Genomic DNA, 26,344 nt, shown 5'->3' with positions numbered 1-26,344 from the left:
GGCCTCGACGCCTCTGGACATGACGCCCCAAAGCCGCGCAAAAAGCCGACGAGCGCCCGCGGCATCAAGACCGCGCATGCGACAAGACACTCCGGGAGGAAACAGGAACATGAAATCGCTTTGGGTCATGGCGGCCGCGCTCGGCGCCGCCCTCAGCCTGCCCGTGCAGGCACAGGACAAGGTCAAGCTGGTCGACGTCATCGAATTGTCGGGTGCGGGCGCCGCCGCCGGGACCAACTGGAAGAACGGCGCCGACATGGCCGCCGCCGACATCAACGCCAAGGGCGGCATCCTCGGCAAGCCCGTCGAGATCGTGCATTACGACACGCAGACCAATCCGGGGAACACCCGCGCCGCCGTGCAGCGCGGCATCGACGAGGGCGCCTATGCCATTCTCGGCCCGATCTTCTCCGGGCCGATCGGCGCCTCCATGCAGATTTCGCAGCGTGCCGAGATCGCCCAGATCGTTGGCGGCGAGGCGGCCGGCTTCACCAAGCAGGGCAACCCCTACATCTTCCGCACCTCGCTCAGCCAGACGGCGGCGATGCCGAAGATCGCCAAATACCTCAAGGACACCGTCAAGGCCGGCTCGATCGCCGTGGTCTGGGTCAATAACGATTTCGGCAAGGGCGGCCGCGATGCCATCCTGCCCGAACTCGAGAAGGCCGGCATCAAGGTCGCCGTCGACGTCGCGACCGAGCAGGGCCAGGCCGATTTCACCGCCGATGCGATCAAGGTGAAGAACGCCAATGCCGACGCCGTCTTCGTCTATCTGAACGAAGAGGAGAGCGCCCGCTTCCTGCGCGCCGCCAAGCAGCAGGGCATCACCAAGCCGATGATCGGCGAGACCACCCTGCTCGGCGCCAAGGTGCTGGAGCTAGCCGGCGACGCCGCCAATGGCGCCAAGGGCCATGTCGGCCTCTCGACCGACGCGCCGATCCCGGCCTTGCAGGAATTCGGCAAGCGCTACCGCGAAAAGTACGGCTTCGCCTCCGACCATAACGGCGTGAAGGGCTACATGGCCGTGTTCATGGTGAAATGGGCGACCGAGAAGCAGAAGAAGCTCGACAAGAAGGGCCTCGCCGACACGCTGCGCGGCGCGACGATCAAGGCGAGCGAGGAGCCGGGCATCCTGATCGACACCGTGATCGAGCAGAACGGCGATCTCGACCGTGAGAGCTTCCTGGCCGAAGTCGTCAACGGCAAGCAGGTGATCAACACCACCCTGCCGCGGATCAAGCCGTAAGCAGCCAGCATACCCTCGACGTCATCCCGGACGGAGCGAAGCGAAGATCCGGGATCCATGCCTGAGCCTTCATCGGAAAGGTTCCGGAATGGATCCCGGGTCGCCCTGCGGTCGCCCGGGATGACATGAGTTTGGGCACAAAGCGGAAGCCATGGCCGAATTCATCGCCTATCTCATCGCCGGCATCGCCACGGGCGCGATCTACGCGCTCGCCGCGATCGGCTTCACGCTGGTCTGGCAGACCTCGCAGACGATCAATTTCGCCCAGGGCGAGTTCGTCATGCTGCCGGCCGTGCTGATCCTGCTCGCGGTCAAGCTCCTGGGGCTGCCGCTCTGGGCCGGCGGACTGCTCGGTATCGCGGTCTTCCTGCTGATCTTCGGCGCGGGCTTCAAGCTCGTCGTCGTCGACCCGATGATCAAGCATGGCGTGCTGCCGCTCGCCATCGCCACCATGGCGCTGTCGATCGTGATGAAGGAAGGCGCCAAGGACGGCTTCTCGGCCGAGGCGCAAAGCTTCCCCTCGCTGGTGCCGACCGACATGATCAACCTGCTCAGCGTATCGATCTCGCTCCAGCATCTCGCGATCATCGTCGTCGCCTTCGCCGCGATCGGCCTGCTGCAATGGTTCGTCGGCGGCACGCGGCTCGGTCGGCAGATGCAGGCCACGGCGCAGAACCCGACGGTCGCGCGCATCCTCGGCATCCCCGTCGAGCGGATGGTGCTGCTCACCTTCCTGCTCAATGCCGCGCTCGCGGTCGTTGCCTCGCTCCTGATCTCGCCGATCTATCTGGCGAAATTCTCGAATGGCGAGACCATCGGCCTCTTCGCCTTCATCGCCGCCATCGTCGGCGGCTTCAATCAGGTACGCGGCGCGCTCGTCGGCGGCCTGTTGATCGGCGTCGCGGATTCGCTCGCCGCGGCCTATGTCTCGTCGCAATACCGGCTCGCCGTGCCGCTCGTCCTGCTCGTCGCCATCATCCTAATCAAGCCGGAAGGGCTGATGGGCCGCAAGGAGGAGCGCCGCGTATGAGCGCCCCCGCCGTCCAGAATTCCGCCGCCTCGCGCCGCCCGGCCCGCCGGATCGACGCCGCGCTGATCGGGCTCCTCCTCGGCGCCGTCATACTCTGGTTCGCGCCAGTCGGGATGGGCCGCTACGGCACTTATGTGCTCTCGCTCTGGCTCGTCATGAGCATCGGCGTGATGGGACTCAACCTCACGCTCGGCTATGCCGGCCAGACCTCGCTGGCGCAGGCGGCCTTCATGGGGCTCGGCGCCTATACGACCGCGATCCTGACGACGAAATTCGGAGTGAGCTGGTATGCCGCCTTCGCGCTGTCGGGTCTGCTGACCTTTACTGTGGGCCTTCTGCTCGGCTTTCCGGCGTTGCGGGTGCGCCACCATTACCTCGCCTTCGTCACGCTCGCCTTCTCGACGCTGATCTGGCTCGTGCTCCGCAACGAGCAATGGCTGACCGGCGGCGTCTTCGGCATCTCCAACATCAACCGGCCCGATTTCCTGGGCATCAAGCTGTTCGGCGCGCTGGAATTCCATCGCTTCGTCGTCATCGTCACGCTGATCCTGTCGCTGGGGCTGTGGTGGCTCGTCCGCTCGCCCTGGGGGCGTGCCTTCACGGCGCTCCGCGAAAACCCGGTCCGGGCCGCGAGCCTCGGCATCGATACCCGCGCCTACACCTTGCTCGCCTTCGCCATCGGCTCGGCCTATGGCGGCTTCGCCGGCTCGCTCTATGCGCCGCTGGTCGAGTTCATCGACCCCTCCCCCTTCTCGCTGTCGCAGAGCCTGTTCCTGCTGCTGATGGTCGTCGCGGGCGGGGCCGGCTATCTCTTCGGCCCCTTCGTCGGCGCGCTGCTCGGCGTCGTGCTGCCGGAATGGCTGCGCTTCGCCGGCTCGCTCTACCTGATCATCTTCGCGACGATCGTGCTGGCACTGCTGGTCATCTGCCCGCAAGGCGTTAGCGGCCTGATCGAGCGCGGCTGGAACGCTATACGACGCAAGACCGGAGGCGCGCGATGAGCCCGGTCCTCGAAGTCCACGACCTGCACAAGGCCTTCGGCGGCATCAAGGCCGTGAACGGCGTATCCTTCTCGGTGAAGGAGGGCGAAATCCTCGGTATCATCGGGCCGAACGGCTGCGGCAAGTCGACCCTGTTCAACTGCATCCTCGGCCAGCTCGAACCGACGCAAGGGGCGGTGAAGCTCGACGGCCGCGATGTCACCAACATGCGCCCGTCCGCGCTCAACCGGCTCGGCGTCAGCCGCACCTTCCAGCTGCTGCAGGTCTTCCCAGAACTCTCGGTGCGCGAGAACCTGATCCTCGCCGGCCAGGAGCATCAGGGCTCGATGCTCGGGCGCCTGTTCGGTGCGCGCGATTCCGGCCTCTCCGACAAGGCCGAGCAGATGATCGGCTTCTTCAAGCTCGGCCATCTCGCCGACGCCAAGGCCGGCGGGCTCTCCTATGGCCAGCAGAAGCTGCTCGACGCGGCGATGGCCTTCATGGCCGGCCCGCGCCTCGTGCTGCTCGACGAGCCGGCCGGCGGCGTGAACCTCACCATGCTCGGCGACCTGAAGGAGCGCCTGCGCGCGATCAATGCCGAGCAGGGCGCGACCTTCGTGGTGATCGAGCACAACATGGATTTCGTGATGTCGCTCTGCACCCGCGTGATCGTGCTGGCCGAGGGCAAGGTTCTGGCCGAGGGCACGCCGGCCGAGGTCCGCGCCAACCCGGCCGTGATCGAAGCCTATTTGGGTCATTGAGGAGCATGGTGATGAACACCCCCATCCTCGAACTCGACAGCGTGATCGGCGGCTATGGCGCCATGACCATCCTGAACGGCACCTCGTTTGCGGTGAAGCGCGGCGCCATCACCACGGTCATCGGGCCGAACGGTGCCGGCAAATCGACCGTGTTCAAGGCGATCTTCGGCCTCATCAAGCTGCGCGAGGGCCGCATCCGCTTCGACGGTCGCGACATCACCGGCTGGAGCCAGCGCAAGCTGCTCGAAGCCGGCATCTGCTATGTCCCGCAGGGGCGCAACATCTTCCCCGAACTCTCGGTGCGCCACAATATCGAGCTCGGCACGGTCGCCGCGGGCTCTGCGATCACCGACATGCCGCAACGGCTGGAAGCGGCGCTCGATCGCTTCCCGGCGCTTCGCGCCAAGGCCGGCCAGCAGGCTTCGACGCTCTCCGGCGGCGAGCAGAAGCAGCTCGAAATCGTGCGCGGCCTGCTGCTCGACCCCAAGTTGGTGCTGATCGACGAGCCCTCGATCGGCCTTTCTCCGCTGATGGTGCAGGAGACCTTCGGCATCCTGAAGGACCTTCGCGCCAAGGGCGTGTCGATCCTGATGGTCGAGCAGAACGCGCGCTCGGCGCTGGAGATTTCCGACGAGGGTCTGGTGCTCGAACTCGGCCGCACCCGCATGCAGGGGCCGGCGGCGGAGATCCTCGCCGATCCGCGCATCGGTCAGCTCTTCCTCGGCGGCACATTGACCGACGCGGCCTGAAGGCTAGCCCTGAGGCTTTGACAGCGGCGCCCTCTCCTGTCGGGATGGCGACGAATATCGAGACCGGAGCCCGACGCCTCATGAAGATTCGCGCCGCCGTCCTGAACGCCAGCCCGGTTGCGGCGCCCTACGCGCAGAGCCGCCCGCTGCGGATCGAGGAACTCGACCTCGCCCCGCCCGGGCGCGATGAGGTTCTGGTTCGCATCCGCGCCGCTGGTCTTTGCCATTCCGACCTCTCGGTGATCGACGGCAATCGTCCTCGCCCGGTGCCGATGGTGCTCGGCCATGAGGCGGCCGGCGAGGTCGTCGAGACCGGCGAGGGCGTCGATGACCTGAAACCCGGCGACCGGGTGGTGATGGTGTTCGTGCCGTCCTGCGGGCATTGCGCACCCTGCGCCGAGGGCCGCCCTGCTCTGTGCGAGCCCGGCAATGCCGCCAATGGCCGTGGCGAGATGCTCGGTGGCGGGCGCCGGCTCTCGGTCGATGGCCAGCCGGTGCATCACCATATCGGCGTTTCCGCTTTCGCCGAGCATGCGGTGGTCTCGCGCCGTTCGCTGGTCAAGATCGAGGCCGATATCCCGCATGAGATCGCGGCCCTGTTCGGCTGCGCCGTGCTGACCGGCGTCGGTGCCGCCGTGAACACGGCGCGGATCAAGGCCGGCGAGACGGTGGCAGTGGTCGGGCTCGGCGGGGTCGGGCTCTCGGCCCTGCTCGGTGCCATCGCCTGCGGCGCCTCGCGCGTCATCGCCGTCGATCTCGCGCAGGACAAGCTCGACCTGGCGCTGGCGCTCGGCGCAACCGATGCCTTCAAGGCCGATACGCCGGATGCAGTCGAGGCGATCAGGCAAGCGACCAAGGGCGGCGTCGATCACGGGCTTGAGATGGCGGGCTCGGTCAGGGCGCTCGACCTCGCCTACCAGATCACGCGGCGCGGCGGCACGACGACGACGGCCGGGCTCGCCAACCCCGCCCATACGCTGTCGCTTTCGCCGGTCAGGCTGGTCGCGGAGGAGCGGACGCTGAAGGGCTCCTATGTCGGCTCCTGCGTGCCCTCGCGCGACATCCCGCGCTTCATCGAGCTCTACCAGCGCGGGCGGCTGGCGGTGGACAAGCTCTGGACCAGCTCCGGCAGCCTCGACGAGATCAACGAGGGCTTCGACGCACTGAACGAGGGCCGCACGATCCGGCATATCGTCAGGATGTGAGGCGGGCAAAGCCAAGCTTGGGCAGCGGCTCTTTCAGCATTCCATCAGAGACATAGCGCCCATTCGTGACATGTTGATTCAAGTTGCGCCGGCCTCGCGGGCGCCGCGCTCCCATCTGTCGAGACGCCACATCCCGCACCAACCAACCGCCCCATTTGACTTGCAGTCACCGGGGCGCTCTTCCTCTCCACTCTGCCCAGGGGATGCCGATGTCGAATGCGCTCGAAGGAATCGTCGTGGTCGCGCTGGAGCAGGCGGTGGCCGCGCCGGTCGCGAGCTGCAAGCTCGCTGATGCCGGCGCACGCGTGATCAAGCTGGAGCGGCCGGAAGGCGATTTCGCGCGCGGCTATGACGCCTTCGCCAAGGGCCAGTCCTCCTATTTCGTCTGGATCAACCGGGGCAAGGAATCCTGCCGGGTCGACCTGCGACAGCCGGAGGACCTCGCGCTGGTCGAGGCGATGATCGCGTCGGCCGACATCTTCATCCAGAATCTGGCGCCCGGTGCGGCTGACCGGCTCGGGCTCGGCAGCGGGACGCTTCGACAACGCCATCCGCGGCTGATCACGTGCGATATTTCCGGCTATGCGCCGGGTACGCCGCATGAGCGGCGCAAGGCCTATGATCTGCTGATCCAGGCGGAATCGGGCCTCTCCGCCATCACCGGCACCGCCGAATCCGGTCCGTCGCGCATCGGCGTCTCGATCGCCGACATCGCCACGGGACAGGCGGCCTATGCCGCGATCCTCGAAGCGCTGCTGAAGCGGGCGCGCACCGGCGAGGGCTCGGCGATCGCGCTTTCGCTGTTCGATACTCTGGCCGAGCTGATGAACGTGCCCTATCTCACGCGCCGCTATGGCGGCATCGAGCCGGCGCGGGTCGGCCTCGCCCATCCCTCGATCGCGCCTTATGGCGTGTTCGCGCTCCTCGACGGCGAGGTGCTGGTCTCGATCCAGAGCGAGCGGGAATGGCAGGTCTTCGCCCGCGACGTGCTCGAAAGCCCGGAACTGGCTGATGATCCGCGCTTCGCCTCCAATGTGCTGCGGGTCAAGGAGCGCGCGACCCTCGACGGCGAGGTGCAGGTGCTCCTTGGCCGGCGGCGCTTTGCCGATCTCGCCGCCGCGCTGGATCGCCATGCCATCGCCTATGGCACGGTGTCCACCGTGGGCGGGCTGATCGACCATCCGGCGGCGACCGCCCTGCCCGTGCCGACACCGAACGGCCTCGTCGAGGTGCTGGCGCCATCCGCTATCGTCGATGGCCAGCGCGTCGCAATGCGGCCGGTTCCGGCGCTGGGCCAACACGACGCGGCACTGCGCGCCGAATTCGCCCGCCAGACAGAGGAAAGCCCCTCATGAGCATCGACATCGCCAAGCTCGCAGCCTGGACCGGCAGGACAGAGGAAGCGCAGGACATCGTCACGCCGCGGCTGGTGCAGAGCTTCGTCGCCACCTTCGGCCGCCGTCTCGCCCCTCACCATCCCGGCGAGGCGCCGCTGGCGCTGCACTGGTGCCTGGCACCGCCGATCTCGGATATCGGCGCCTGCGGACCCGATGGGCATGCCGCAAAAGGCGAGTTCCTGCCGCCGGTGCCGTTGCCCCGGCGGATGTGGGCCGGGGGGCGGATCGAGACCCTGTCGCCGCTGCGCGAGGGCGACCGCGTCATCAGGCATTCCCGGATCGGCGAGATCTCCTACAAGGAAGGTCGCAGCGGCCCGCTCTGTTTCGTCGCCGTCCACCACGACTATACGACCGAGCGCGGCGTGGCGCTGCGCGAGCGGCACGACATCGTCTATCGCGAAGCGGCGCAACCGGGCGCTTCCGCTGCCGGCGCTCCGGGCCCGGCCGCCGCGGGCGAGCCTGCCGACCTCACCTGGGAGGTCGAGGCCGGCCCGCTGCTGCTGTTCCGCTACTCGGCGCTGACCTTCAACGGCCATCGCATCCACTACGATTTCCCCTATGCGACCGGGACGGAAGGCTATGCCGGGCTGGTCGTGCACGGACCGATCCAGGCGACATTGATCGCCAACATCCTGGCGACGTTGACCGGAGGCGCACCGATCCGGCTCGACTACCGGGGCCTGAGCCCGCTCATCGCGGGCGGCACCTTCCGGGTGAAGGCGAAGCGGCAGGCGGATGGCAGCGTCCGGGGCTGGACCGAGGGCGCGGACGGGCGGGTGCGCATGGAAGGCTTCCACCGCCCGGCGTGACAGCGTCTCAACCGCCGCAGGACGCTCAAGGCCGGAATCGTCAACCCCGCTGGCCCGCCGGCGCTGAAGAGTATCGCCGACACCTGCCTGTACCCGAATACGGTGCAGATCGTGAAAGTCAGCAATTCTGACGTAAGGGAATATCTGGTCGCGTTGCCGGCATCTTCAACCGCATCGCCTGCGCTGAGTGAAGCGAGCAGCCGCTGATCAGCCCAGCCTGCCCCGCATGCGATTTCGCCGTGATCGACGGCGTGACCTATCGGATCGATGTCACGCAAACCTCGCGCTACGGCGCCGATGGCCAGCGCGTCGCGCCGGAAGTGCACCGCATCCTCGACCTCGCCCGCGGCGCCGGAAAACGGCCAGCAGGCCTGAAGGCGGAGCCGGCCAGAGGCGGGTTTGAAGATTTCGCCAAGTACCGTCTGCGCAGCCGGCCGCGCTATATCGGCGTAGAATTATAATTTGTCGGCGAAACCTCCGAAGCGACATACAGTTCTTTAATAGATTTTTAGCGAGAATAGCACCTACGCCGGCCAAAAAGCAGACACAGCGACGGGACGCCTGATGATCGTCGACGTTCACGAAAACGATCTCGCCATGAAATCGGAACTGGTGGCAGCGCTTTATGCCACGCCAGGCACGATTTTCATCGGCACCGTCACGGTCGCGGCCGTGATGGCCGCGAGCGCGTTACTGACGGGCGGCGATATCGTCTTCCACCTCATGGCAGCAGCGATGGTCGCGATCGGCGTGTTCCGCTACCTGTCGCACCGCTACTACACAGGCATCCACCTCGCGACGTCGACGGAACGCCAGATCGGCACGCTCGAAAACCTTGCCATGGCCGGCGCCTGGTCGACCGCCGCCCTGATCTCGGCCTTCGGCTGCTATGCCATCCTGCGCTATACCTACGAGCCCGTCGCGGCGCTGGCGATCGCCCAGACGATCGGCTATCTCGCCGGCATTTCCGGGCGCAACAGCTCGCGGCCGGTGATCACCCGCGTGCAGGTGCTGGCGGCGGCGACGCCTTTTACGTTCGCCTTGCTGTGGACGCGGGACCCCGCTTATCTGGTGATCGGGCTTTCAGTCGCGCTCACGGCCGTCCTGACCTTTTCGAGTGCCCAGGTGATCCACCGGATCTTCCTCGCCCGGCTGCGCACCATGCGCGAGCTCGAGCATCTGGCCGTCAACGACACGATCACCAGCCTCTACAACCGCCGTGGCTTCATGCGCGAGATCCGGCAAATGGCCGCTTCCGGCCGTCCGGTCACGCTGATCTCGATCGATATCGACCGCTTCAAGAGCATCAATGACAGCCTCGGCCACGATATCGGCGATGCGCTGCTGCAGGGCTTCAGCGAAACGCTGCTCGCAGAACTCGGCGTCGGCGACATCGCCGCGCGCACTGGCGGCGACGAATTCATGGTCGCCACCACGCGCGATGCCGAGGGTGCCAGCGCGCTGGCGGCCCGCCTCGTCATGATGCTCGCCAGCCAGCGCGTCATCGGCGGACGCCACGTCACCGCCACGGCCAGCATGGGAATCGCGCCCGCCGGCTGCGCCGCCTCGATCGACGAGGCCCTGAAATGCGTCGACATCGCCCTCTATCGGGCCAAGCTCGACGGGAGGAACCGCTTCGTCATGTATACCGATGCGATCCGCAATGAGCATGAAGACGGCGTGGCGCTCGAAACGGAACTGCGCGACGCCATTCGCCGCGGCGAGTTCGAGCTGCATTTCCAGCCGATCTACAACCCTCGCTCCGGCACCGCGACCATGGCCGAGGCGCTGCTGCGCTGGCAGCATCCACGACGCGGCATGATCAGCCCCGCGGTCTTCATCCCGCTGGCCGAGCGGACCGGGCTGATCACCGTGCTGGGCTCCTGGGTGCTCGGCGAGGCGATCCGGTCAGCCTTGTCCTGGCCGCGCAGCGTCGGCGTCAGCGTCAACGTCTCGGCCCGCCAGTTCGATCATGGCCATGACATCGTCGGCGTCGTCGAGGCGCTCCTGCGGATGAGCGGCATCGAACCTCACCGGCTGACGATCGAGATCACCGAAAGCTCGCTGATCGACGATCCCGACCATGTCGTCTCGCGCCTCGTCGCGCTGCGCGCGCTCGGCGTGCGGATCGCGCTCGACGATTTCGGCACGGGCTACTCCTCGCTCAGCTATCTCGCACATCTGCCGATCGACACGATCAAGATCGACCAGGCCTTTACCCAGGAACTCGGGACCTCGCGCAAGGCGGATTCGCTGATGAACGCAATCGCCCAACTCGCGCATGACCTGAAGCTGCGCCTCATCGTCGAGGGCGTGGAAACGCAGGAGCAGCTCACCGTCATCGAAAAGCACGCCGTCCACGGCATTCAGGGCTATATCTTCGCCCAGCCGATGACAGCGGAGGATTTGCTGCCCATGATCGGCGATCGTGTGGCGACGGGGCGAATGGGGTCGACGCGCTCGCGTTCCGGCTCGCGCAAGCCGGGCCGCTTCAGTCAGGTTGCCTGACGCGCCCCGGACGCAGACGATCGCGCGAGCCGGAGGCCCTGATGCGCCCGAACTATCCGAGCGGGAAGGATCTGCTGAGCGCCGATGCCGTCTCGCGCTTCGATCTCGACGACATCATCGCGCGCGCCGAGCGGCATCTCCACGAAGAAGAGCTGGAAAAAGCCGGCCTGCCCCTGCCCGAGCAGCCGCCCGCCCCGCGCCGCCGGCCGAAGGTGATCGCCACCCTGTTCGACCAGCGCAGCACACGCACCCGCCTCGGCTTCCAGACCGCGGCCGCCCGGCTCGGTCACCAGTCAATTGACGCCTATGACACCGACCGCAGCCGCATGGGCACCGATACCGGCGAATCGATCGAGGACCATATCCATACGGTCGAGCTCTACAGCGACGTGCTGATCGTGCGCTCGCATATGGAGGACATGCCCTACCGCGTCGGGCGGCTGAGCTATCTGCCGGTCATCAATGCCGGCAACGGCGCCGACGAGCACCCGACCCAGGCTCTGGTCGACATCTTCGCGATCCGGCAGATGCGCGGCGCGATCGAGAATCTCAGCATCGCCCTGTCGAGCGATTCACGCGCCCGCTTCGCGATCTCCTTCGTGAAGATGCTGCGCCTTTCCCCGCCGAAGCGCTTCACGCTGTGCTGCCTGCCGGATACGCCGCTCAACCCGGCGATGCGCGAGGCGATGACCGTGCTCGCCGATCTCGGCACGCAGGTCGGGCTCGTCCACGACATCCGCCATACGCTCGACCATGACGTGCTCAGCATCCAGATGCAGGACATGAGCAAATTCGCCCACGCCTCCCTCGGCAACGAAGCCGTCGACAAGGAAAAAGAGAGCGAGCCCTTCACACTGACCGCCCGCAAGGTCCTGGATGCCCGTTCGGACACACTGATCCTCAACCCTCTTCCGCGCTTCTCGGAGCTCGACACCTCATGCGACAGCCTCCCGAACGCAGGCTATTTCCGTCAGGTCCAGCTCTCCGTGCCGATGCGAATGGCCATCCTGGAGCGCATGTTGCTGGGCATTCCCTGGACGGGGCAGGTCGAGGATTTCCGGCCTTCCTCGGGTGGATGAGCGCCTATCTCGCCTCCTATCTCGCGATCGCTCTCTCCATCCGGCTGCTCTCGGGCTATCTCACCGTCATCGAGATCGGGCTCTTGCGCTCGATCGGCAGCCTTGCCATCGCAGGCTCGGCCGTCTGGGCCGGCGGAGCGGAACAGCGTCGCACCATTCTCCCCCCGAAGCTGCGCGAGGATATCGCCCGCAGCATCCTGCATCTCGTCGGCTCGCTCGCGCTGATCTGGAGCCTGGCGCACCTGCCGCTCGCGCTCGTCACCACCATCGAGTTCACCGGTCCGCTCTTCGCAGGCGTGCTGCTCTTCCTGGTCCTGCGCCGCCGACCCAGCACCGGTGCAACCGTCGGCCTTGCCGTGCTCGCGACCGGCATCGGCTTGCTGGTGTTCCGGCTCGACGCCGTCCCCAATCGCGACCTCGCCATCGCCATCGGCGCCGTCGCGGCGCTGACCAGCACCAATCTCATGCTGGCTCGGCTGGCGGCACAGCGCAGCACGCTGTCCATCGTGCTGCTGATGCATACGATCCAGCTGCCGCTTTATCTGCTGCTCTGGTTCTTCGTGCCGGAGCAGTGGTCGCCGCCGCCCCAGCCGTACCGGCTGGCCTTCGCCTTGCCCGAGCTTGCCGTGATCGGCGGCGCCGTGCTCGCGCTGATCGTCGGCGGCTTCGTCTCGCAGGCCGCGCTCGCCAACGCCTCCCGCCATGCCACGCCGCTGCAACTTTGCAGCGGCGACACCTTGCGCGTGCCGCTGATCACGCTCGCCGCCTATCTCCTGCTGGCGGAATTGCCGCCGTCCGAGCTTCTGCTGCCGGGGCTCTGGGTCCTCTGCGGCGTCGTCATCACCAGTTTGCCGGCCGCCCCCGGATCGAAGCTGCGCCCGGAACAGGCCGGGCGCGCCTAGAAACGCGAGGTCAGGGCGCGATCTCGAAGATCACGTTGACCTGCGTCCGGTAGGTGCTCTCGCCGCTTTCCAGAGGCACGGAGGCATCCTTCGCCGCCATGCGCACGCCACCGCCATAGGGCATCGGGCGCGGCATGATCGACTGCTCCTCGATCGACAGGATCTTGCCGAGCTTCACATCGGCCGCTTCCGCCAGCGTCTTGGCACGTGCCACCGCATCGGCAACGGCGCGCTTGCGCGCCTCGGTGAGCGTCGGCTTGATATCGTCCTTGACGAAGGCGATGCCGCCGCCCTGGTTGACGCCGAGCCCCACCACCTTGTCGAGAATGCCGCCGGCATCCGCGAGATTGCGCACGCGCACGGTCAGCGCGTTGCTGACGCTGTAGCCCACGATCTTCGGTTCGCCATTGCGGTCCTTGCCGGGCTGGGTATAGCGCGGCTGGATGTTGAGACCTGCGGTCTGGAGATCGCGCTCGGCGATTCCAGCTTCCTTCAGCGCGGCCAGCACCTGCTTCATCGCCTCGTTGTTGGCGGTGAGTGCAGCTCGGGCCGTATCGGCCTCGCGCAGGACGGTGAGGTTGAGGATCGCCATGTCCGGCGCGACGCCGACCTCGCCTTCCCCGATCACGCTGATGCGCGGGCTCGGCTGCTGACCGGCCGGATTCTGCTGGGCCATCGCGGGAGCGGAGAGCAGCGCGGCGGCGCCGACGAGCACGGTTCCGGCCAGAGCGAAGGCAAGGCGATTCGACATGATGTCTCCTGATCTGCCGGCTCCATCGGCCGGCCGCGCATCCGAGCAAGGACATCTTGTCGAAATTATCACGATGCGACGCGGCAGGCCGCCGCGATGCTCTATTCCTCGACCAGCCGGCGCGCGATCACCTGCGCCTGGATCTCGGCCGCGCCCTCGAAGATGTTGAGGATGCGGGCGTCGCAGAGCACACGGCTGACCGGGTATTCCAGCGCGAAGCCGTTGCCGCCATGGATCTGGAGGGCGTTGTCGGCGGCTGCCCAGGCGACTCGGGCGCCGAGCAGCTTGGCCATGCCGGCCTCCAGATCGCAGCGCCGGTCGGCATCCTTCTCACGCGCCGCGAAATAGGTGAGCTGCCGGGCGATCAGGATCTCGGCCGCCATCATCGCGAGCTTGTCGGCGACACGCGGGAAGGCGATCAGCGGCTTGCCGAACTGGATGCGCTCCTGCGCATAGCGCAAACCGAGATCGAAGGCCGACTGCGCCACGCCGATGGCGCGCGCCGCGGTCTGGATGCGGGCCGCCTCGAAGGTCTGCATCAATTGCTTGAAGCCCTGGCCCGGCACGCCGCCGAGCAGGTTTTCGCCCTTCACCTCGAAACCGTCGAAGGCGAGCTCGTATTCCTTCATGCCGCGATAGCCGAGCACCTCGATCTCGCCGCCGGTGAGCCCTTCGACCGGGAACGGATCGGCATCGCTGCCGCGCGGCTTCTCGGCGATCAGCATCGAGAGGCCCTTGTAGCCGGGCTCCGACGGATCGGTACGCACCAGCAGCGTCATGATGTCGGCGCGGACGGGATGGGTGATCCAGGTCTTGTTGCCATGGACCTTCCAGACATCGCCCTCCTTCACCGCCTTGGTTCGCAGAGAGGCGAGGTCGGAGCCGGTATTGGGCTCAGTGAAGACGGCGGTCGGCAGGACCTCGCCGGAAGCGATCTTCGGCAGCCACTTCTCCTTCTGCGCGGGCGTGCCGCCGCAAAGGATCAGCTCCGCCGCGATCTCGGAACGCGTGCCGAGTGAGCCGACGCCGATATAGCCCCGCGACAGCTCCTCCGAGACGACGCACATCGAGACCTTCGACAGGCCCATGCCGCCGAACTCCTCGGGGATGGTCAGGCCGAAGACGCCGAGCTCGGCCATCTTCTCGACCACCGGCATCGGGATGTATTCGTTCTCCAGATGCCATTCATGGGCATGCGGCGTGACCTCGGCGGCGCAGAAGCGGCGCATCTCCGAACGGATCGCTTCGAGCGTCTCGTCGAGGCCGGTGTCGCCGATGCTGGCCGCACCCTGGTCCTGGCTGAACAGGGCGACGAAGCGGGCTCGGTTCTCGGGCGTGTTGCCATCGGCGATCAGGGCATCGACGGCTGCCGAGCCGGCGGCGGCAATGGCTTTCTGCGACAGGCCAAGCGCCGGCAGCCTGACGATCTCGCCCTGGCTCATCGGAATGCCGCCGAAGATCTGGGCGGCGTACTCGCCAGCGCCGATGCGCAGGGCGTAATCCTCGACGGCGCCGTAGCGGCCTTCGGCCTCAAGGCGCTCGCCATAGGCCTTGAGTTCGCGCAGGGCCGTGACGTAGGTCGCGAGCCAGGACAGCCCGTGGGCGGCGTGCTGCTCGGCCTCCAGGCGGGCGGAGGAGATGCGGCCATCGACCAGCACCTTCTGCCGCACTGCCGCAACGGCCTCCTGGAACAGGGTTTCGAAGCCCGGCAGCGCCGCCGCGATCAGCGCGATCGCATTCGCGCGATTCTCAGCCTTTGCGGCCGTATTGGCGTTCATGGTCTTCGACCCTCCCTTTGTTGCGACGCAGCATAAAGCGAGATCGAAGGAAACCGAAACCCTCCTTTTTGGGGAGAAGCCTACTTCCGGCTGGCGAGCACGACGCCGAGGATCGTCACGGCCATGCCGCCAATCTGGAGCGGGGTCAGCGTCTCCCCGAAGAGCAGCCACGCCTCGACCGCGACGAGCGCCGGCACCAGATAGAGGAAGGTGACGATGCGCGAGACCTCGCCGCGCCGGAGCATGAACAGATAGAGCCAGATGCTGCCGATCGAGAGCACGATCACCGACCAGGCCAGCACGAGCAGCATGGTCAGGTTCCAGTCGATCCGCATCGGCTCGAAGGCCACCGCGAAGGGCAGCACGACAAGCCCTGCCGCGACATACTGGATCGCGGTGATCGTCCGCAGGTCGCCGGAGACGACCCGCGCCTTCTGGTAGAACGAACCGAAGGTCACCGCGAACATGCCGCCGATATTGATCAGCATCGGCACGGCGATGCCCCAGAGCGCGGCCGGCTCGACATTGGCGAGCTGCGGCTCCAGCACCAGTGCGATCCCGAGGAAGCCGCAGGCGATGCCGAGCCAACGTAGGCCGGAAATACGCTCGCCGACCAAGGCCGGCGCGAAGAGCGCCGTCAGGATCGGCTGCAGCCCTGCGATCAGGCCGGAAATGCCGGCAGGCAGGCCATGGCGCACCGCCCACCAGACGCCGGCGAGATAGATGCCGTGCAGCAGGATGCCGGTGATCGCCACGTCGATGACGGCGCGGCGGCTGCGCGGCCAGGGCGCGCCGGTCGCAAGCGCGATCAGCGTCAGCAGCGCCGCGGCGCAGGAGAAGCGCACGACGAGGAAGGTCAGGGCATCGGCATGGCGGGCCGAATAGCCGGCGACCACCCAGCCCGTGGACCAGAGGAAGGTGAAGAGCAGCGGTATCGCGCGCAGAATGAGAGGCGAGGACATCGAAACCCGGAACCGCTGGACCTCACCGTCTCTAGCGCCAATCGACGGCACCTGACAGAGCGCCAGCGCCCCCACCCCATGCTTCCATCGTCGATGGGTTCAATCGCGGACCGACGACAATTCGCAGCCTCGGAACAGAAAATCCGATTGCGTATTACAAGCCGTTTACGCCCACCGCCCTTCCGCGACGCTCAGCCGGCCAGCGCCTCGGCAACATCCTCATAGGTCCGCAGGCCCGTGCGCGGCGCATAGACCAGCACGGACATGTTGCCCGGCGCATGCTCGTTCTTCCACATCTTGTGATGGGCGAGCGGGATCTTGTCCCAGGGGAAGACCTCGGACATGCAGGGGTCGATGCGCCTGTCGATGACGAACTGGTTCGCCGCGCTCGCCTGCTTGAGATGGGCGAAATGCGAGCCTTGCACGCGCTTCTGCCGCATCCAGACATAGCGGGCGTCGAAGGTGATGTTGAAGCCCGAGGTGCCCGCGCAGAACACCACCATGCCGCCGCGCTTGGCGACGAGGCAGGAGACGGGAAAGGTCGCCTCGCCCGGATGCTCGAAGACGATGTCGACATCCTTCTTGCCGGTGATGTCCCAGATCGCCTTGCCGAACTTGCGGGCCTCCTTGGTCCACTCGTTGTACTCGGGCGAATTGACCTTGGGCATCTGGCCCCAGCAGTTGAAGTCCTTGCGGTTGATCACGCCCTTGGCCCCGAGGCCGAGCACGTAGTCGCGCTTGGTCTCGTCCGAGATCACGCCGATAGCGTTGGCGCCGGAGGCCGCGCAGAGCTGGACGCCGAAGACGCCGAGGCCGCCCGAAGCGCCCCAGACGAGAACGTTGTCGCCCGGCTTGATCGTGTGCGGGGCATGGCCGAACAGCATGCGATAGGCGGTGGCCAGCGTCAGCGTGTAGCAGGCAGCCTCCTCCCAGGCGAGGTGCCTGGGCTTTTGCATGAGCTGGCGCGACTGCACCCGGCAGAATTGCGCGAAGGAGCCGTCCGGCGTCTCGTAGCCCCAGATGCGCTGGGTCGACGAGAACATCGGGTCGCCGCCATTGCACTCCTCGTCGTCACCATCGTCCTGGTTGCAGTGGACGATGACCTCGTCGCCGACCTTCCAGCGCTTCACCTTGGAGCCGACGGCCCAGACGATGCCAGCGCAATCGGAACCGGCGACATGGAACGGCGCCTTGTGCACGTCGAAGGGCGAAATCGGCTGGCCCAGGCCCGCCCAGATGCCGTTGTAGTTGACACCGCCGGCCATCACGAGGAGCAGGACCTCCTCCTCGCCGATCGACCAGGTCGGCACGACCTCGACCTGGAACGAGTCCTGCGGCGGGCCATGGCGCTCGCGCCGGATCGCCCAGGCATACATCTTATCCGGGACATGGCCGAGCGGCGGCAATTCGTCGAGCTCGTAGAGATCCTTGAGCGGCTTCACGGCGGCCTGCGACTTCGACATGGTCGTCTCCCTGCTCTGTTCCGTCGTTGCCCAGCCCGGAGCGTGTCGGCGGTATGGGATGCCGATCATGCACCTTATGCTGCGCTGCGCCATTACTCTAAGGAATCACATTGCAGCGCAAAACCCTTTCTTTCCGGCGCTTGCGCTTTCTTCATCGTTTGCTGAGATGCTGACGTCCTGCGCGGCGCCAAGGAGAAACGATGCGCGGCTTGTTCCTGATGGTCGGCCTGCCCGATATGCCCCTGATGTCCGTGATCATCGTCCTCGCGATGATCGTGCTCGGCGCGATGCTGTTCGGCTGGCTCGCCGACCTGCTGCTCGGCGACGGCGGTTTCGGCGTGATGCTGAACACCGGCATCCTGCTGGTGGGCGCTTTCGCCGGCGCATGGCTCTGGCACCGCTACGGCATTCCGACGCGTTTTCCGGCCGAGGCCCTGCGGGTCGTGATCGCGACAGGGTCGGGCCTGCTGCTGCTGATCGGGATGGCCGTCATCCGGCCGTGAGAGACATCTCTCACGCCCAAGCTCGGCCAGCCCGTGCTATGGCCGGCCACCCCGGCTGGCGGCGAGCATGTAGTTCACGTCCATGTCGCGCGCGGCGGTCCAGCGGCCGGTCAGCGGATTGAAGACCACCCCGGTCTGCGTTCCCAGCGCGAAGCCATTGCCTTCGATCGCGCCGCCGAGTTCAGCCGGCGTCACGAACTTTTCCCAGTCATGCGTGCCCTTCGGCAGCCAGCGCAGGACATATTCGGCGCCGACGATGGCCAGCGCATAGGATTTCAGCGTGCGATTGAGCGTCGCCATGACGAGCAGGCCATCCGGCTTCACCGCGGCGCAGCAGGCGGCAACGAACGCCTCGACATCGGCGACATGCTCGACGACCTCCATCGCCAGCACGATGTCGAAGCGCTTGCCGGATTCCACCACCGCCTCGATCGTCTCCTCGCGATAGTCGATCGAAAGCCCGCCCTTCTCGGCATGGGCACGAGCAACCGCGATATTGGTCGGGGCCGGGTCGAGGCCGGTGACCTCGGCGCCGAGCCTTGCGAGCGGCTCCGAGAGCACGCCGCCGCCGCAGCCGATATCGACGAGGCTCAGGCCGTCCAGCGCCCGCATTCGCCTGGGATCGCGGCCGAAATGCGCGCAGGCCTCATCGCGGACGAAGGCGAGCCGGACCGGGTTGAACTTGTGCAGGACGGCCATCGGGCCCTTCGGGTCCCACCAGTCGCGGGCGATCGCATCGAAGCGCGCAACCTCGGCCGGGTCGATCGTCGAGCTTGTGCGCTGGGTCTCAGCCGCCATGAACCGGTCCTTCGCTGATGCGATGCCGCATTGACACCGCGCCTGACGCCCGTCATCTACACCCGCCCCGCGGCAAGTGCGAGGGCGACCTTTCGACCCGGCTTGCCGGGGACAGCTATCGAAAAGACCGTCATGGCCCGTCTGGTGATGAAATTCGGCGGCACCTCAGTCGCCAACGTCGAGCGCATCAAGAACGCGGCGCGCCACGTCAAACGCGAGTTCGACGCCGGCAACGAGGTCGCGATCGTGGTCTCCGCCATGTCCGGCAAGACCAACGAGCTGGTCGGCTGGTGCAAGGAAGCGGCCCCGGCCTTCGACCAGGCCGAGTACGATACCGTCGTCGCCTCGGGCGAGCAGGTCACCTCCGGGCTGATGGCCATCGTGCTGCAGGAGATGGGCCTGCCGGCGCGCTCCTGGCAGGGCTGGCAGATTCCGCTCTACGGCTCCGACGCGCATGGCTCGGCCCGGATCGAGAGCGTCGACGGCGCCGGCATTCTTGCGGGCTTCGACCGCAACCGCGAGATCGCGGTCTGCTCCGGCTTCCAAGGCGTCAATCCGCGCACGCACCGCATCGTCACGCTCGGCCGCGGCGGTTCCGATACCAGCGCGGTCGCGCTCGCCGCCGGCCTCAAGGCCGATCGCTGCGACATCTACACCGATGTCGACGGCGTCTACACCACCGACCCGCGCGTGGTGCCGAAGGCCAAACGCATGGACAAGGTCTCCTTCGAGGAAATGCTCGAAATGGCCTCGCTCGGCTCCAAGGTGCTGCAGGTGCGCTCGGTCGAGATCGCCATGACGCAGCGCGTGCCGACCTATGTGCGCTCTTCCTTCGACGACCCCGAAAACCCCAATCCTGGCACCCTCATCTGCGACGAGGACGACATCGTGGAACAGCCCATCGTCACCGGCATCGCCTTCTCCCGGGACGAAGCCCAGATCACCCTCCGCCGCGTGGCTGACCAGCCCGGCGTCGCCGCGGCGATCTTCGGCCCGCTCGCTGATGCCAACATCAATGTCGACATGATCATCCAGGTCGTCTCGGACGACCAGGCGACGACCGACATCACCTTCACCGTGCCGACAGCCGATTACGAGCGCGCCAAGGCGCTGCTCGAAAGCAAGCACGACACGATCTCCTACCAGGAGATCCAGGGCGCGACCGATGTGGTGAAGATCTCGGCGATCGGTGTCGGCATGCGCTCGCATGCGGGCGTCGCCGCCCGCGCTTTCCGCGCGCTGGCCGAGAAGGGCATCAACATCCGCGCGATCACAACCTCCGAGATCAAGTTCTCGGTGCTGATCGACGCCGCCTATACCGAGCTCGCGGTGCGCACGCTGCACTCGCTGTACGGTCTCGACGCGGCCTGAGGCCGCGATCGGACTCATACCTCTCCCACGAGACCGGCTCGACACAGGCCGCGCGGGCCTTTCTCCGGCAAGAGGGAGAGAGGCGGGCGGCGAAATTTGGGCCGTTGGACTGGTAGAGCGTTCCCTCCTCGGTTGAGCGGGTGGGTTCCGGCCAAACTGTCCAACGGCCCCTCCCCCTATCCTGCCCTCTTTCTACCGGAAGAGGTTTTCAACGCAGTCCCTTCTTGGCTGGACAACGGCTCACTCCGCCGGATGCGTGACGGGCGGAGCGTGCTTCGTGCCGCGGAAGAAGCCGCCGAGCTTCACCAGCCCTTCCGACAGCCTGTCCATGTAGAGGAACAGGACGGGCGTGATGAACAGCGTCAGCACCTGAGAGATCATCAGGCCGCCGACGACGGCGATGCCGAGCGGCTGACGCAGTTCGGCGCTGGCGCCGGCGCCGAGCGCGATCGGCAAGGTGCCCATCAGCGCAGCGAGCGTCGTCATCAGGATCGGCCGGAAGCGCATCACGCAGGCCTGATGGATCGCCTCCTGTGCCGATTTCCCCTCCCGCCTGAGCACCAGCGCCACGTCGATCATCATGATCGCGTTCTTCTTGACGATGCCGATCAGCATCAGCAGGCCGATGATGGCGATGACCGAGAGCTCGAGGTCGAAGAGCCGGAGCGCTCCCAGCGCCCCGACCGCCGCCGACGGCAGGCCGGTCAGGATCGTCAGCGGGTGGATGAAGCTCTCGTAGAGGATGCCGAGCACGATATAGATCGTCAGGATCGCACCGGCGATCAGCAGGCCCTGATTGGCGAGCGAGTCCTGGAAGGTCTTGGCGGTGCCGGCGAGCGTGGTCGAGATCGATTTGGGCAGGCCGAGCTCGTCCTTGATCGCCTCGATGCGGTTGACGCTGTCGCCGAGCGCGACGCCCGCCGGCAGGTTGTAGGAGATCGTCACCGCCGGAAGCTGGCCGAGCTGGTTCACGGTGAGCTGGCCGGCCGTACGCTCGATTCGGGCGATGGCGCCCAGCGGCACCAGCGTGCCGGATCTGGTGCGGATGCGGATGGCGTTCAGCCGCTCGGGCGTCCAGTGCTCGTTCGGGTTGAACTCGACGACCACATCGTAGCTATCGCCGGCGGTGTAGATCGTCGAGACCTGACGGACGCCGAAGCCGGAATAGAGCGTCGAGCGCAGGATATCGGAGCCGATGCCGAGGGCATTGGCCTTGTCGCGGTCGACGATGACGGTCGCCTGCAGGGCATTGTCCTGCAGGTCCGTGGTGACATCGACGAAGGCCGAGCGGTCGCGGCTCATTGCGTCGGCGAGGCGGACCGCCCAGCCATTCATCTGCTGCTGGTCGAGCCCCTGCACGACGAGCTGGTACTGGCTCTTCGAGGAGCGTGCGCCGATGCGCAGATTCTGTACGGGGGTCATATAGGTGTTGATGCCGGCCACCTGGGCGAGATCGCGCCTGAGCGAGGCCAACACCGCCTGGATATGAGGCCGCTCGTCGAGCGGCTTCAGTTCGACGAAGAGGCGGCCGGCATTGAGCGCGCTGCCGCCGCCGCCATTGCCGCCGACGGTCGAGGCGACATGCGCAACGTAAGGCGACTTGCGGAAGATATCCGCGACCTCGGCCTGCAGCTTCTGCATCGCCTCGAAGGAGATGTCCTGCCGCGCCTCGGTCGAGACCTGGAGCTGGCCGATATCCTCCTGCGGGAAGAAGCCCTTCGGCGCGCTCTGGAGCAGCCAGACGCTGCCGGCCATGGTCAGGAAGAAGGCGAGCAGCATCAGCGGCTGGACGCGCAGGCAGAATTTCAAGCCGGCATCGTAGCCGGCGAGGAGCTTGTCGAAGCCCTTCTCCAGCCAGCGGCCGAGCGCGTTCTCCTGGTGGTGCTCGGAATAGCCCGAGAGCAGGCGCGAGCAGAGCATCGGCGTCAGCGTCAGCGAGACGAAGGCGGAAGCGAGGATCGAGACCGTCACCACCACCGCGAACTCATTGAAGATGCGGCCGATGACGCCGCCCATCAGCAGCACGGGGATGAAGACCGCGACCAGCGAGAGCGAGATCGAGACGATGGTGAAGCCGATCTCGCCCGCGCCCTTCAGAGAGGCCTCGTAGGCGGAGAGACCGTCCTCCTCCATGTGCCGGACGATGTTCTCGAGCATGACGATGGCGTCGTCGACGACGAGGCCGACCGAGAGCGTGAGGCCGAGCAGCGAGATGTTGTCGATCGAGAAATTCAGCAGGTACATCACCGCCAGCGTGGCGATGATCGAGATCGGCACCGCGACGGCCGGGATGAAGGTCGCGGCAACCCGGCGCAGGAAGACGAAGATCACCATGACGACCAGCGCGATGGTCAAAAGCAGCGTGAACTGCACGTCCTCCACCGCCTGCCGGATCGAGGTCGAGCGGTCGTTGAGCAGCGAGAGCGAGGCCGCCGCCGGCAACTGGTCCTCGAAGGCTGGGATCATCGCCTTGACACGATCGACCACCTCGACGGTGTTGGCGTCGGGCTGGCGCTGCACGGCGAGCACGATCGCGGGCGTGCCGTCATAAGTGCTGCGGGTCTGCGTGTTCTCGACGGAGTCGATCACCTTGGCGACGTCGCCGAGCCGGACCGGCTTGCCCGAGCGCGTGGTGATGATGACATTGGCGAACTGGGCGGCGTCGGCGAGCTGCGTCTTCGCCTGGATGGTAAGCTGCTGGGCGGTGTTCTGGATGGTGCCGACCGGCGTATTGGCGTTGGTCGCGGTGATCGCAGCCTGCAATTCGTCGAGGCCGATGCCACGCGCGGCGAGTGCGGTCGGGTCGATCTGGATGCGCACCGCGTATTTCTGGCTGCCCCAGATCAGCACCTGCGCGACGCCGTCGACGGTCGAGAGCGCTGGCGAGATCACCTGCTGGGCGAAGGCATCGAGCTGGGAGAGCGGCACCACGTCGCTCTTCAGGGCCATCAGGATGATCGGCGCATCGGCCGGGTTCACCTTGCGGTAGCTCGGCTGCGTCGTCATCTCGACCGGCAATTGGCGCTGCGTGCGGGCGATCGCGGCCTGCACGTCGGCAGCGGCCGCGTCGATATCGCGGTTCAACACGAACTGGATCGCGATCGAGGTCGAGCCCTGCGAGTTGGTGGTCGAGATCGAGTCGATGCCTGCGATGGTGCCGAACTGCTTGATCAGCGGCGTCGCGACCGAGGTCGCCATGGTGTCCGGCGAGGCGCCGGGCAATTGCGCGGAGACGTTGACGACCGGGAACTCGGCGCGCGGCAGCGCCGCGACCGGGAGGAAGCGGTATGCGAACAGCCCCGCCAGCACCAGCGAGACCGACATCAGGATGGTCGCGACGGGATGGCGGATACAGAAGGCCGAGACGTTCATGAGCGTGCGCCTTCCGCAACCGGCGTCGCCTGCGCCGGCTTCTCGCCCGCAGTCGCACGCTCGCGCACCCTGGTGCCCTGCTTCAGGCGCATCTGGCCGTCGGTGACGACGCGCTCGCCCGGCGCAACGCCCTCGGTGACGGCGGTGCGTTCGCCATCAGAGAGCGCAACCTTGATCTGGCGGAGATCGACCGTTGAATCCGGCTTCATGACGAAGGCGTAGGGGCCCTTCTGGCCAGTCTGCACCGCGACGGTCGGGATCACCGTGACGCCCGTGAGTGTCTCCGGGATGATCTCGACATCGACATACTGCCCCGGCCAGAGGCTGAGATCGTCATTGGCGAAGGCGGCCTTGGCGGTGATCGTGCCGGAAGTGATGTCGACGGTGGAATCGACGAAGTTTAGCTTGCCCTCAGTCGCCGTGCGGGCGGCATTCGGCACACGGGCGGTCACCGGAACGGGCTTCGCGGCAGCGAGCGCCCCTTGCAAGACCGGCAATTCGCTCTCCGGCATGGCGAAGGAGACGCGCAGGGGCTTCATCTGGGTGATGGTCAGGAGGCCGGTGCCATTGCTGTTGGCGCTGGCATTGACGAGATTGCCCGGCGTGACCTGCACCGTGCCGATGCGCCCGTCGATCGGCGCGGTGATGCGGGTGTAGCCCAGCTTGAGCCGGTCGGCGTCGAGCGTCGCATGGTCGCCCTGGATCGAGGCGGCGGAGCTGCGCTCGTCGGCCGTCGCCTGATCGACCTGCGCCTGCGTGCCGGCATTGCGGGCGAAGAGCTGCCTGTAGCGGTCGAGATCGGCGAGATTGCGGGTATGGGTCGCCTCGTCGCGGGCCAGCATCGCCTCGTCCTTGGCGATCTGGGCCTTGATGTCGCGATCATCGAGGGTGAAGAGCAGGTCGCCGGCCTTGACGAACTGTCCGTCCGTGACGTGCTGGGCCATGATCTGGCTGTCGATGCGCGAGCGCACGAGCACGCTCGCCGGTGTCTCGACGAAGCCGATGGCGTGCTTGCGCACCGGGAAATCGGCCTGGATCGCGGCGGCGGACACCACCGCCACGGCGGCCCCCTCGCCTCTCCCGCCGCGCGCGCTGCGAGCGGCCTCAGGAGTGCGCGAATGCAAATACCAGGCGCCGCCGCCAGCGAGGCCGACGACGATGACGCCGATGATCAATCCTGAACGCTTCATTGTCTGTCCACTCGCTCAGGCTGCGTTGCCGGCAGAGGCCGGCGCCTTGTCTTCGGATCGGGTACGGGTCTGTTCGCGGATCGCGGACAAGGTTTCGAGCGCCGACAGGATCGCCGCCTCTTCGACGCCGCCGAGCACCTCCTGAGCGATCTCGGTGCGCACCGAATCGAGATCGTCGACCAGCGCCCGGCCTTCCGGGGTGAGAAAGAGACGGTAGGCGCGGCGGTCGGCAGGGTCTTCGCGGCGCTCGATCAGGTTCTGGCTCTGCAAGCGGTCGAGCAGGCGGGCGAGCGAGATCGGCTGAAGGTCCATCTGCTCGGCAAGGGCGGCCTGGTTCAGCCCTTCCTGCCGCCTGAGCCGGGACATCACGCCCCATTGCGCCCGCGTTGTGCCGTGCTGGCGGGCGCGCTGCTCAACATAGGTCCTGAGCAGACGCGAGGTTTCGACGAGCTGGAACATCAGTTCCCGCCGCAGGGGTCGTTTCATTCACAGGCCTCCCAACCGTAAGCCTGCTTATCATATGTGCGATTACGGCATTTTCAGGAGCAGATTGTGCAACGCACGCAAAGGTGAACAGGCGCTGCAGCCATGCCCATCACCGGCCGGTGAACGCGGCTGACCGCTTTTCCAGAAAGGCCGTCACACCCTCGCGGAAATCGGCAGTCGCCGTCGTCTCGCGGAAGGCATCGCGCTCCGCGTCGAGATGGTCAGCGAGATCGGCATCCGGCGCCTCCGTCAGGAGGGTGCGGATGCGGCCATACGCGCCGGTCGGCCCCGCCGCGAGCTTGCGGGCCAGCGCCAAGGCTTCGTCGCGCGCCTGAGCAGCCGGCACGACGCGGTTGACGAGGCCGATCTTCAGCGCGTCCTCCGCTCCGAAGGTCTCCGCCAGAAGCGCGATCTCGCGCGCCTTGCGCTGACCGACGAGGCGGGCGAGCCGGTAGGTGCCGCCGAGATCGGGCGTCGCGCCGATCCGGGCGTAGGCCATGGTGAAGCGGGCATCGTCGGCCGCGACGGCGAGATCGCAGGCCAGCGCGAGGCTGAAGCCGCCGCCGGCGATGGCCCCGTGCAGGCATGCAACCGAAGGCTGCGGTAGGGAATCGAGCAGACGCAGCGCCTCATGCAGCGGCGCCATGATCGCCTCGATGCCGGCCGCGATGTCGCTGCCCACGAGGAACTGCGAGACGTCGCCGCCGGCGCAGAACGCCCGGCCATTGCCTTGCAGCAGGATAGCACGCACGTCGCCGCTGGCCGCGATCGCCTTCACCTGCGCGAGGAAGCGTTCGGCCATCGGCGCGTCGATGGCGTTCAGCACGGCCGGCCGGTTGAGCGTCAGGATGGCGACGCCGCCGTCACGGGTGAGCTCAACGGAATCGGAAGCGTCGGACATGGCGGTCTCCAAGCGCGAAGGGTCGCGTCGAGGCTAGCATCGAGAGCGCCGGCGCCGCGAGGTGCATCTGCACGCATCGGGCATCGCGTTTGCGCGAGGGCCA

General features: G+C 66.7%; 23 protein-coding genes. 14 read left to right on the top strand and 9 right to left on the bottom strand.

Translation table 11 applies throughout. The features are described 5' to 3' along the window. Positions 1 to 109: 109 nt before the first annotated feature. From FHT98_RS21170 to FHT98_RS21115, 12 genes are all read left to right on the top strand, one after another. Positions 110 to 1,246 (top strand): ABC transporter substrate-binding protein, encoded by a 1,137-nt coding sequence (locus FHT98_RS21170; RefSeq protein ID WP_142115209.1) that lies wholly within the window; start codon positions 110 to 112, stop codon positions 1,244 to 1,246. Positions 1,247 to 1,397: 151 nt separating this feature from the next. Continuing rightward, positions 1,398 to 2,276: a branched-chain amino acid ABC transporter permease gene (locus FHT98_RS21165; protein ID WP_142115208.1), complete on the top strand. Its 879-nt coding sequence runs from the start codon at positions 1,398 to 1,400 to the stop codon at positions 2,274 to 2,276. Next, entirely contained in the window at positions 2,273 to 3,277 is a 1,005-nt protein-coding gene (locus tag FHT98_RS21160; protein ID WP_142115207.1) for a branched-chain amino acid ABC transporter permease, read from the top strand. The genes FHT98_RS21165 and FHT98_RS21160 overlap by 4 nt, the downstream gene beginning before the upstream one ends. Continuing rightward, entirely contained in the window at positions 3,274 to 4,017 is a 744-nt protein-coding gene (locus tag FHT98_RS21155; RefSeq protein ID WP_142115206.1) for an ABC transporter ATP-binding protein, read from the top strand. The genes FHT98_RS21160 and FHT98_RS21155 overlap by 4 nt, the downstream gene beginning before the upstream one ends. A gap of 11 nt (positions 4,018 to 4,028) precedes the next feature. Beyond that, complete coding sequence (locus tag FHT98_RS21150) at positions 4,029 to 4,766, top strand: ABC transporter ATP-binding protein (RefSeq protein WP_142115205.1); 738 nt, start codon at positions 4,029 to 4,031, stop codon at positions 4,764 to 4,766. Positions 4,767 to 4,846: 80 nt separating this feature from the next. Then, positions 4,847 to 5,971, top strand: a complete 1,125-nt coding sequence (locus tag FHT98_RS21145; RefSeq protein WP_142115204.1) for a zinc-dependent alcohol dehydrogenase family protein — start codon at positions 4,847 to 4,849, stop codon at positions 5,969 to 5,971. A 209-nt stretch (positions 5,972 to 6,180) separates the two neighbouring features. Beyond that, the gene (locus FHT98_RS21140) at positions 6,181 to 7,326 is read left to right on the top strand and encodes a CaiB/BaiF CoA transferase family protein (protein ID WP_142115203.1); all 1,146 of its coding nucleotides are present in this window, start codon (positions 6,181 to 6,183) and stop codon (positions 7,324 to 7,326) included. Next, entirely contained in the window at positions 7,323 to 8,177 is an 855-nt protein-coding gene (locus FHT98_RS21135) for an HTD2 family dehydratase (RefSeq protein ID WP_142115202.1), read from the top strand. Before FHT98_RS21140 ends, FHT98_RS21135 begins: the two co-directional genes overlap by 4 nt. A gap of 239 nt (positions 8,178 to 8,416) precedes the next feature. Next, the gene (locus tag FHT98_RS21130) at positions 8,417 to 8,638 is read left to right on the top strand and encodes a hypothetical protein (RefSeq protein ID WP_142115201.1); all 222 of its coding nucleotides are present in this window, start codon (positions 8,417 to 8,419) and stop codon (positions 8,636 to 8,638) included. A gap of 103 nt (positions 8,639 to 8,741) precedes the next feature. Then, the gene (locus tag FHT98_RS21125; RefSeq protein WP_142115200.1) at positions 8,742 to 10,685 is read left to right on the top strand and encodes a putative bifunctional diguanylate cyclase/phosphodiesterase; all 1,944 of its coding nucleotides are present in this window, start codon (positions 8,742 to 8,744) and stop codon (positions 10,683 to 10,685) included. A 41-nt stretch (positions 10,686 to 10,726) separates the two neighbouring features. Continuing rightward, entirely contained in the window at positions 10,727 to 11,764 is a 1,038-nt protein-coding gene (locus tag FHT98_RS21120; RefSeq protein ID WP_061964163.1) for an aspartate carbamoyltransferase, read from the top strand. Beyond that, positions 11,761 to 12,666 (top strand): hypothetical protein, encoded by a 906-nt coding sequence (locus tag FHT98_RS21115; RefSeq protein ID WP_142115199.1) that lies wholly within the window; start codon positions 11,761 to 11,763, stop codon positions 12,664 to 12,666. The genes FHT98_RS21120 and FHT98_RS21115 overlap by 4 nt, the downstream gene beginning before the upstream one ends. Before the next feature lie 10 nt (positions 12,667 to 12,676). On the opposite strand, the gene FHT98_RS21110 is transcribed toward FHT98_RS21115, so the two are convergent. From FHT98_RS21110 to ccrA, 4 genes are all read right to left on the bottom strand, one after another. Next, a complete protein-coding gene (locus tag FHT98_RS21110) occupies positions 12,677 to 13,417 on the bottom strand; it encodes an SIMPL domain-containing protein (RefSeq protein WP_061964167.1) in 741 nt (246 codons plus the stop codon). A gap of 101 nt (positions 13,418 to 13,518) precedes the next feature. Then, positions 13,519 to 15,195, bottom strand: a complete 1,677-nt coding sequence (locus FHT98_RS21105) for an acyl-CoA dehydrogenase family protein (protein WP_142115198.1) — start codon at positions 15,193 to 15,195, stop codon at positions 13,519 to 13,521. An 80-nt stretch (positions 15,196 to 15,275) separates the two neighbouring features. Next, complete coding sequence (locus tag FHT98_RS21100; protein WP_142115197.1) at positions 15,276 to 16,157, bottom strand: DMT family transporter; 882 nt, start codon at positions 16,155 to 16,157, stop codon at positions 15,276 to 15,278. A gap of 191 nt (positions 16,158 to 16,348) precedes the next feature. After that, on the bottom strand, positions 16,349 to 17,620 hold the full coding sequence (gene ccrA / locus FHT98_RS21095) for a crotonyl-CoA carboxylase/reductase (RefSeq protein ID WP_142115196.1): 1,272 nt from the start codon (positions 17,618 to 17,620) through the stop codon (positions 16,349 to 16,351). Between the two features lie 200 nt (positions 17,621 to 17,820). On the opposite strand from ccrA, the gene FHT98_RS21090 reads away from it, so the two are divergent. Continuing rightward, positions 17,821 to 18,123 carry a hypothetical protein gene (locus tag FHT98_RS21090; protein WP_142115195.1) on the top strand — a complete coding sequence of 101 codons (303 nt, stop codon included), beginning with the start codon at positions 17,821 to 17,823 and terminating at the stop codon, positions 18,121 to 18,123. 36 nt (positions 18,124 to 18,159) lie between these two features. Here FHT98_RS21090 and ubiG read toward each other — a convergent pair whose 3' ends face one another. After that, a complete protein-coding gene (ubiG, locus tag FHT98_RS21085; protein WP_113587952.1) occupies positions 18,160 to 18,921 on the bottom strand; it encodes a bifunctional 2-polyprenyl-6-hydroxyphenol methylase/3-demethylubiquinol 3-O-methyltransferase UbiG in 762 nt (253 codons plus the stop codon). A gap of 132 nt (positions 18,922 to 19,053) precedes the next feature. Here ubiG and FHT98_RS21080 point away from each other — a divergent pair, with 132 nt between their 5' ends. Next, on the top strand, positions 19,054 to 20,292 hold the full coding sequence (locus FHT98_RS21080; RefSeq protein ID WP_113587951.1) for an aspartate kinase: 1,239 nt from the start codon (positions 19,054 to 19,056) through the stop codon (positions 20,290 to 20,292). 240 nt (positions 20,293 to 20,532) lie between these two features. Here the strand turns inward: FHT98_RS21080 and FHT98_RS21075 are convergent, their stop codons facing one another. The 4 genes from FHT98_RS21075 to FHT98_RS21060 all read right to left on the bottom strand — a co-directional run bounded on the left by FHT98_RS21075 (position 20,533) and on the right by FHT98_RS21060 (position 26,241). Next, entirely contained in the window at positions 20,533 to 23,664 is a 3,132-nt protein-coding gene (locus tag FHT98_RS21075) for an efflux RND transporter permease subunit (RefSeq protein WP_142115194.1), read from the bottom strand. Further along, positions 23,661 to 24,854: an efflux RND transporter periplasmic adaptor subunit gene (locus FHT98_RS21070; RefSeq protein ID WP_142115193.1), complete on the bottom strand. Its 1,194-nt coding sequence runs from the start codon at positions 24,852 to 24,854 to the stop codon at positions 23,661 to 23,663. The genes FHT98_RS21075 and FHT98_RS21070 overlap by 4 nt, the downstream gene beginning before the upstream one ends. A gap of 15 nt (positions 24,855 to 24,869) precedes the next feature. Next, entirely contained in the window at positions 24,870 to 25,340 is a 471-nt protein-coding gene (locus FHT98_RS21065) for a MarR family winged helix-turn-helix transcriptional regulator (protein ID WP_091855599.1), read from the bottom strand. Positions 25,341 to 25,449: 109 nt separating this feature from the next. Next, positions 25,450 to 26,241: an enoyl-CoA hydratase/isomerase family protein gene (locus FHT98_RS21060; RefSeq protein ID WP_142115192.1), complete on the bottom strand. Its 792-nt coding sequence runs from the start codon at positions 26,239 to 26,241 to the stop codon at positions 25,450 to 25,452. Positions 26,242 to 26,344: the final 103 nt, after the last annotated feature.

The organism is Allobosea sp. AK1 (genome assembly GCF_006714945.1).
Classification (GTDB): Bacteria; Pseudomonadota; Alphaproteobacteria; order Rhizobiales; family Beijerinckiaceae; genus Allobosea; species Allobosea robiniae.
The sequence above is the reverse complement of the archived record's forward strand: the minus strand, read 5'-3'. Positions and strand labels throughout refer to the sequence as shown.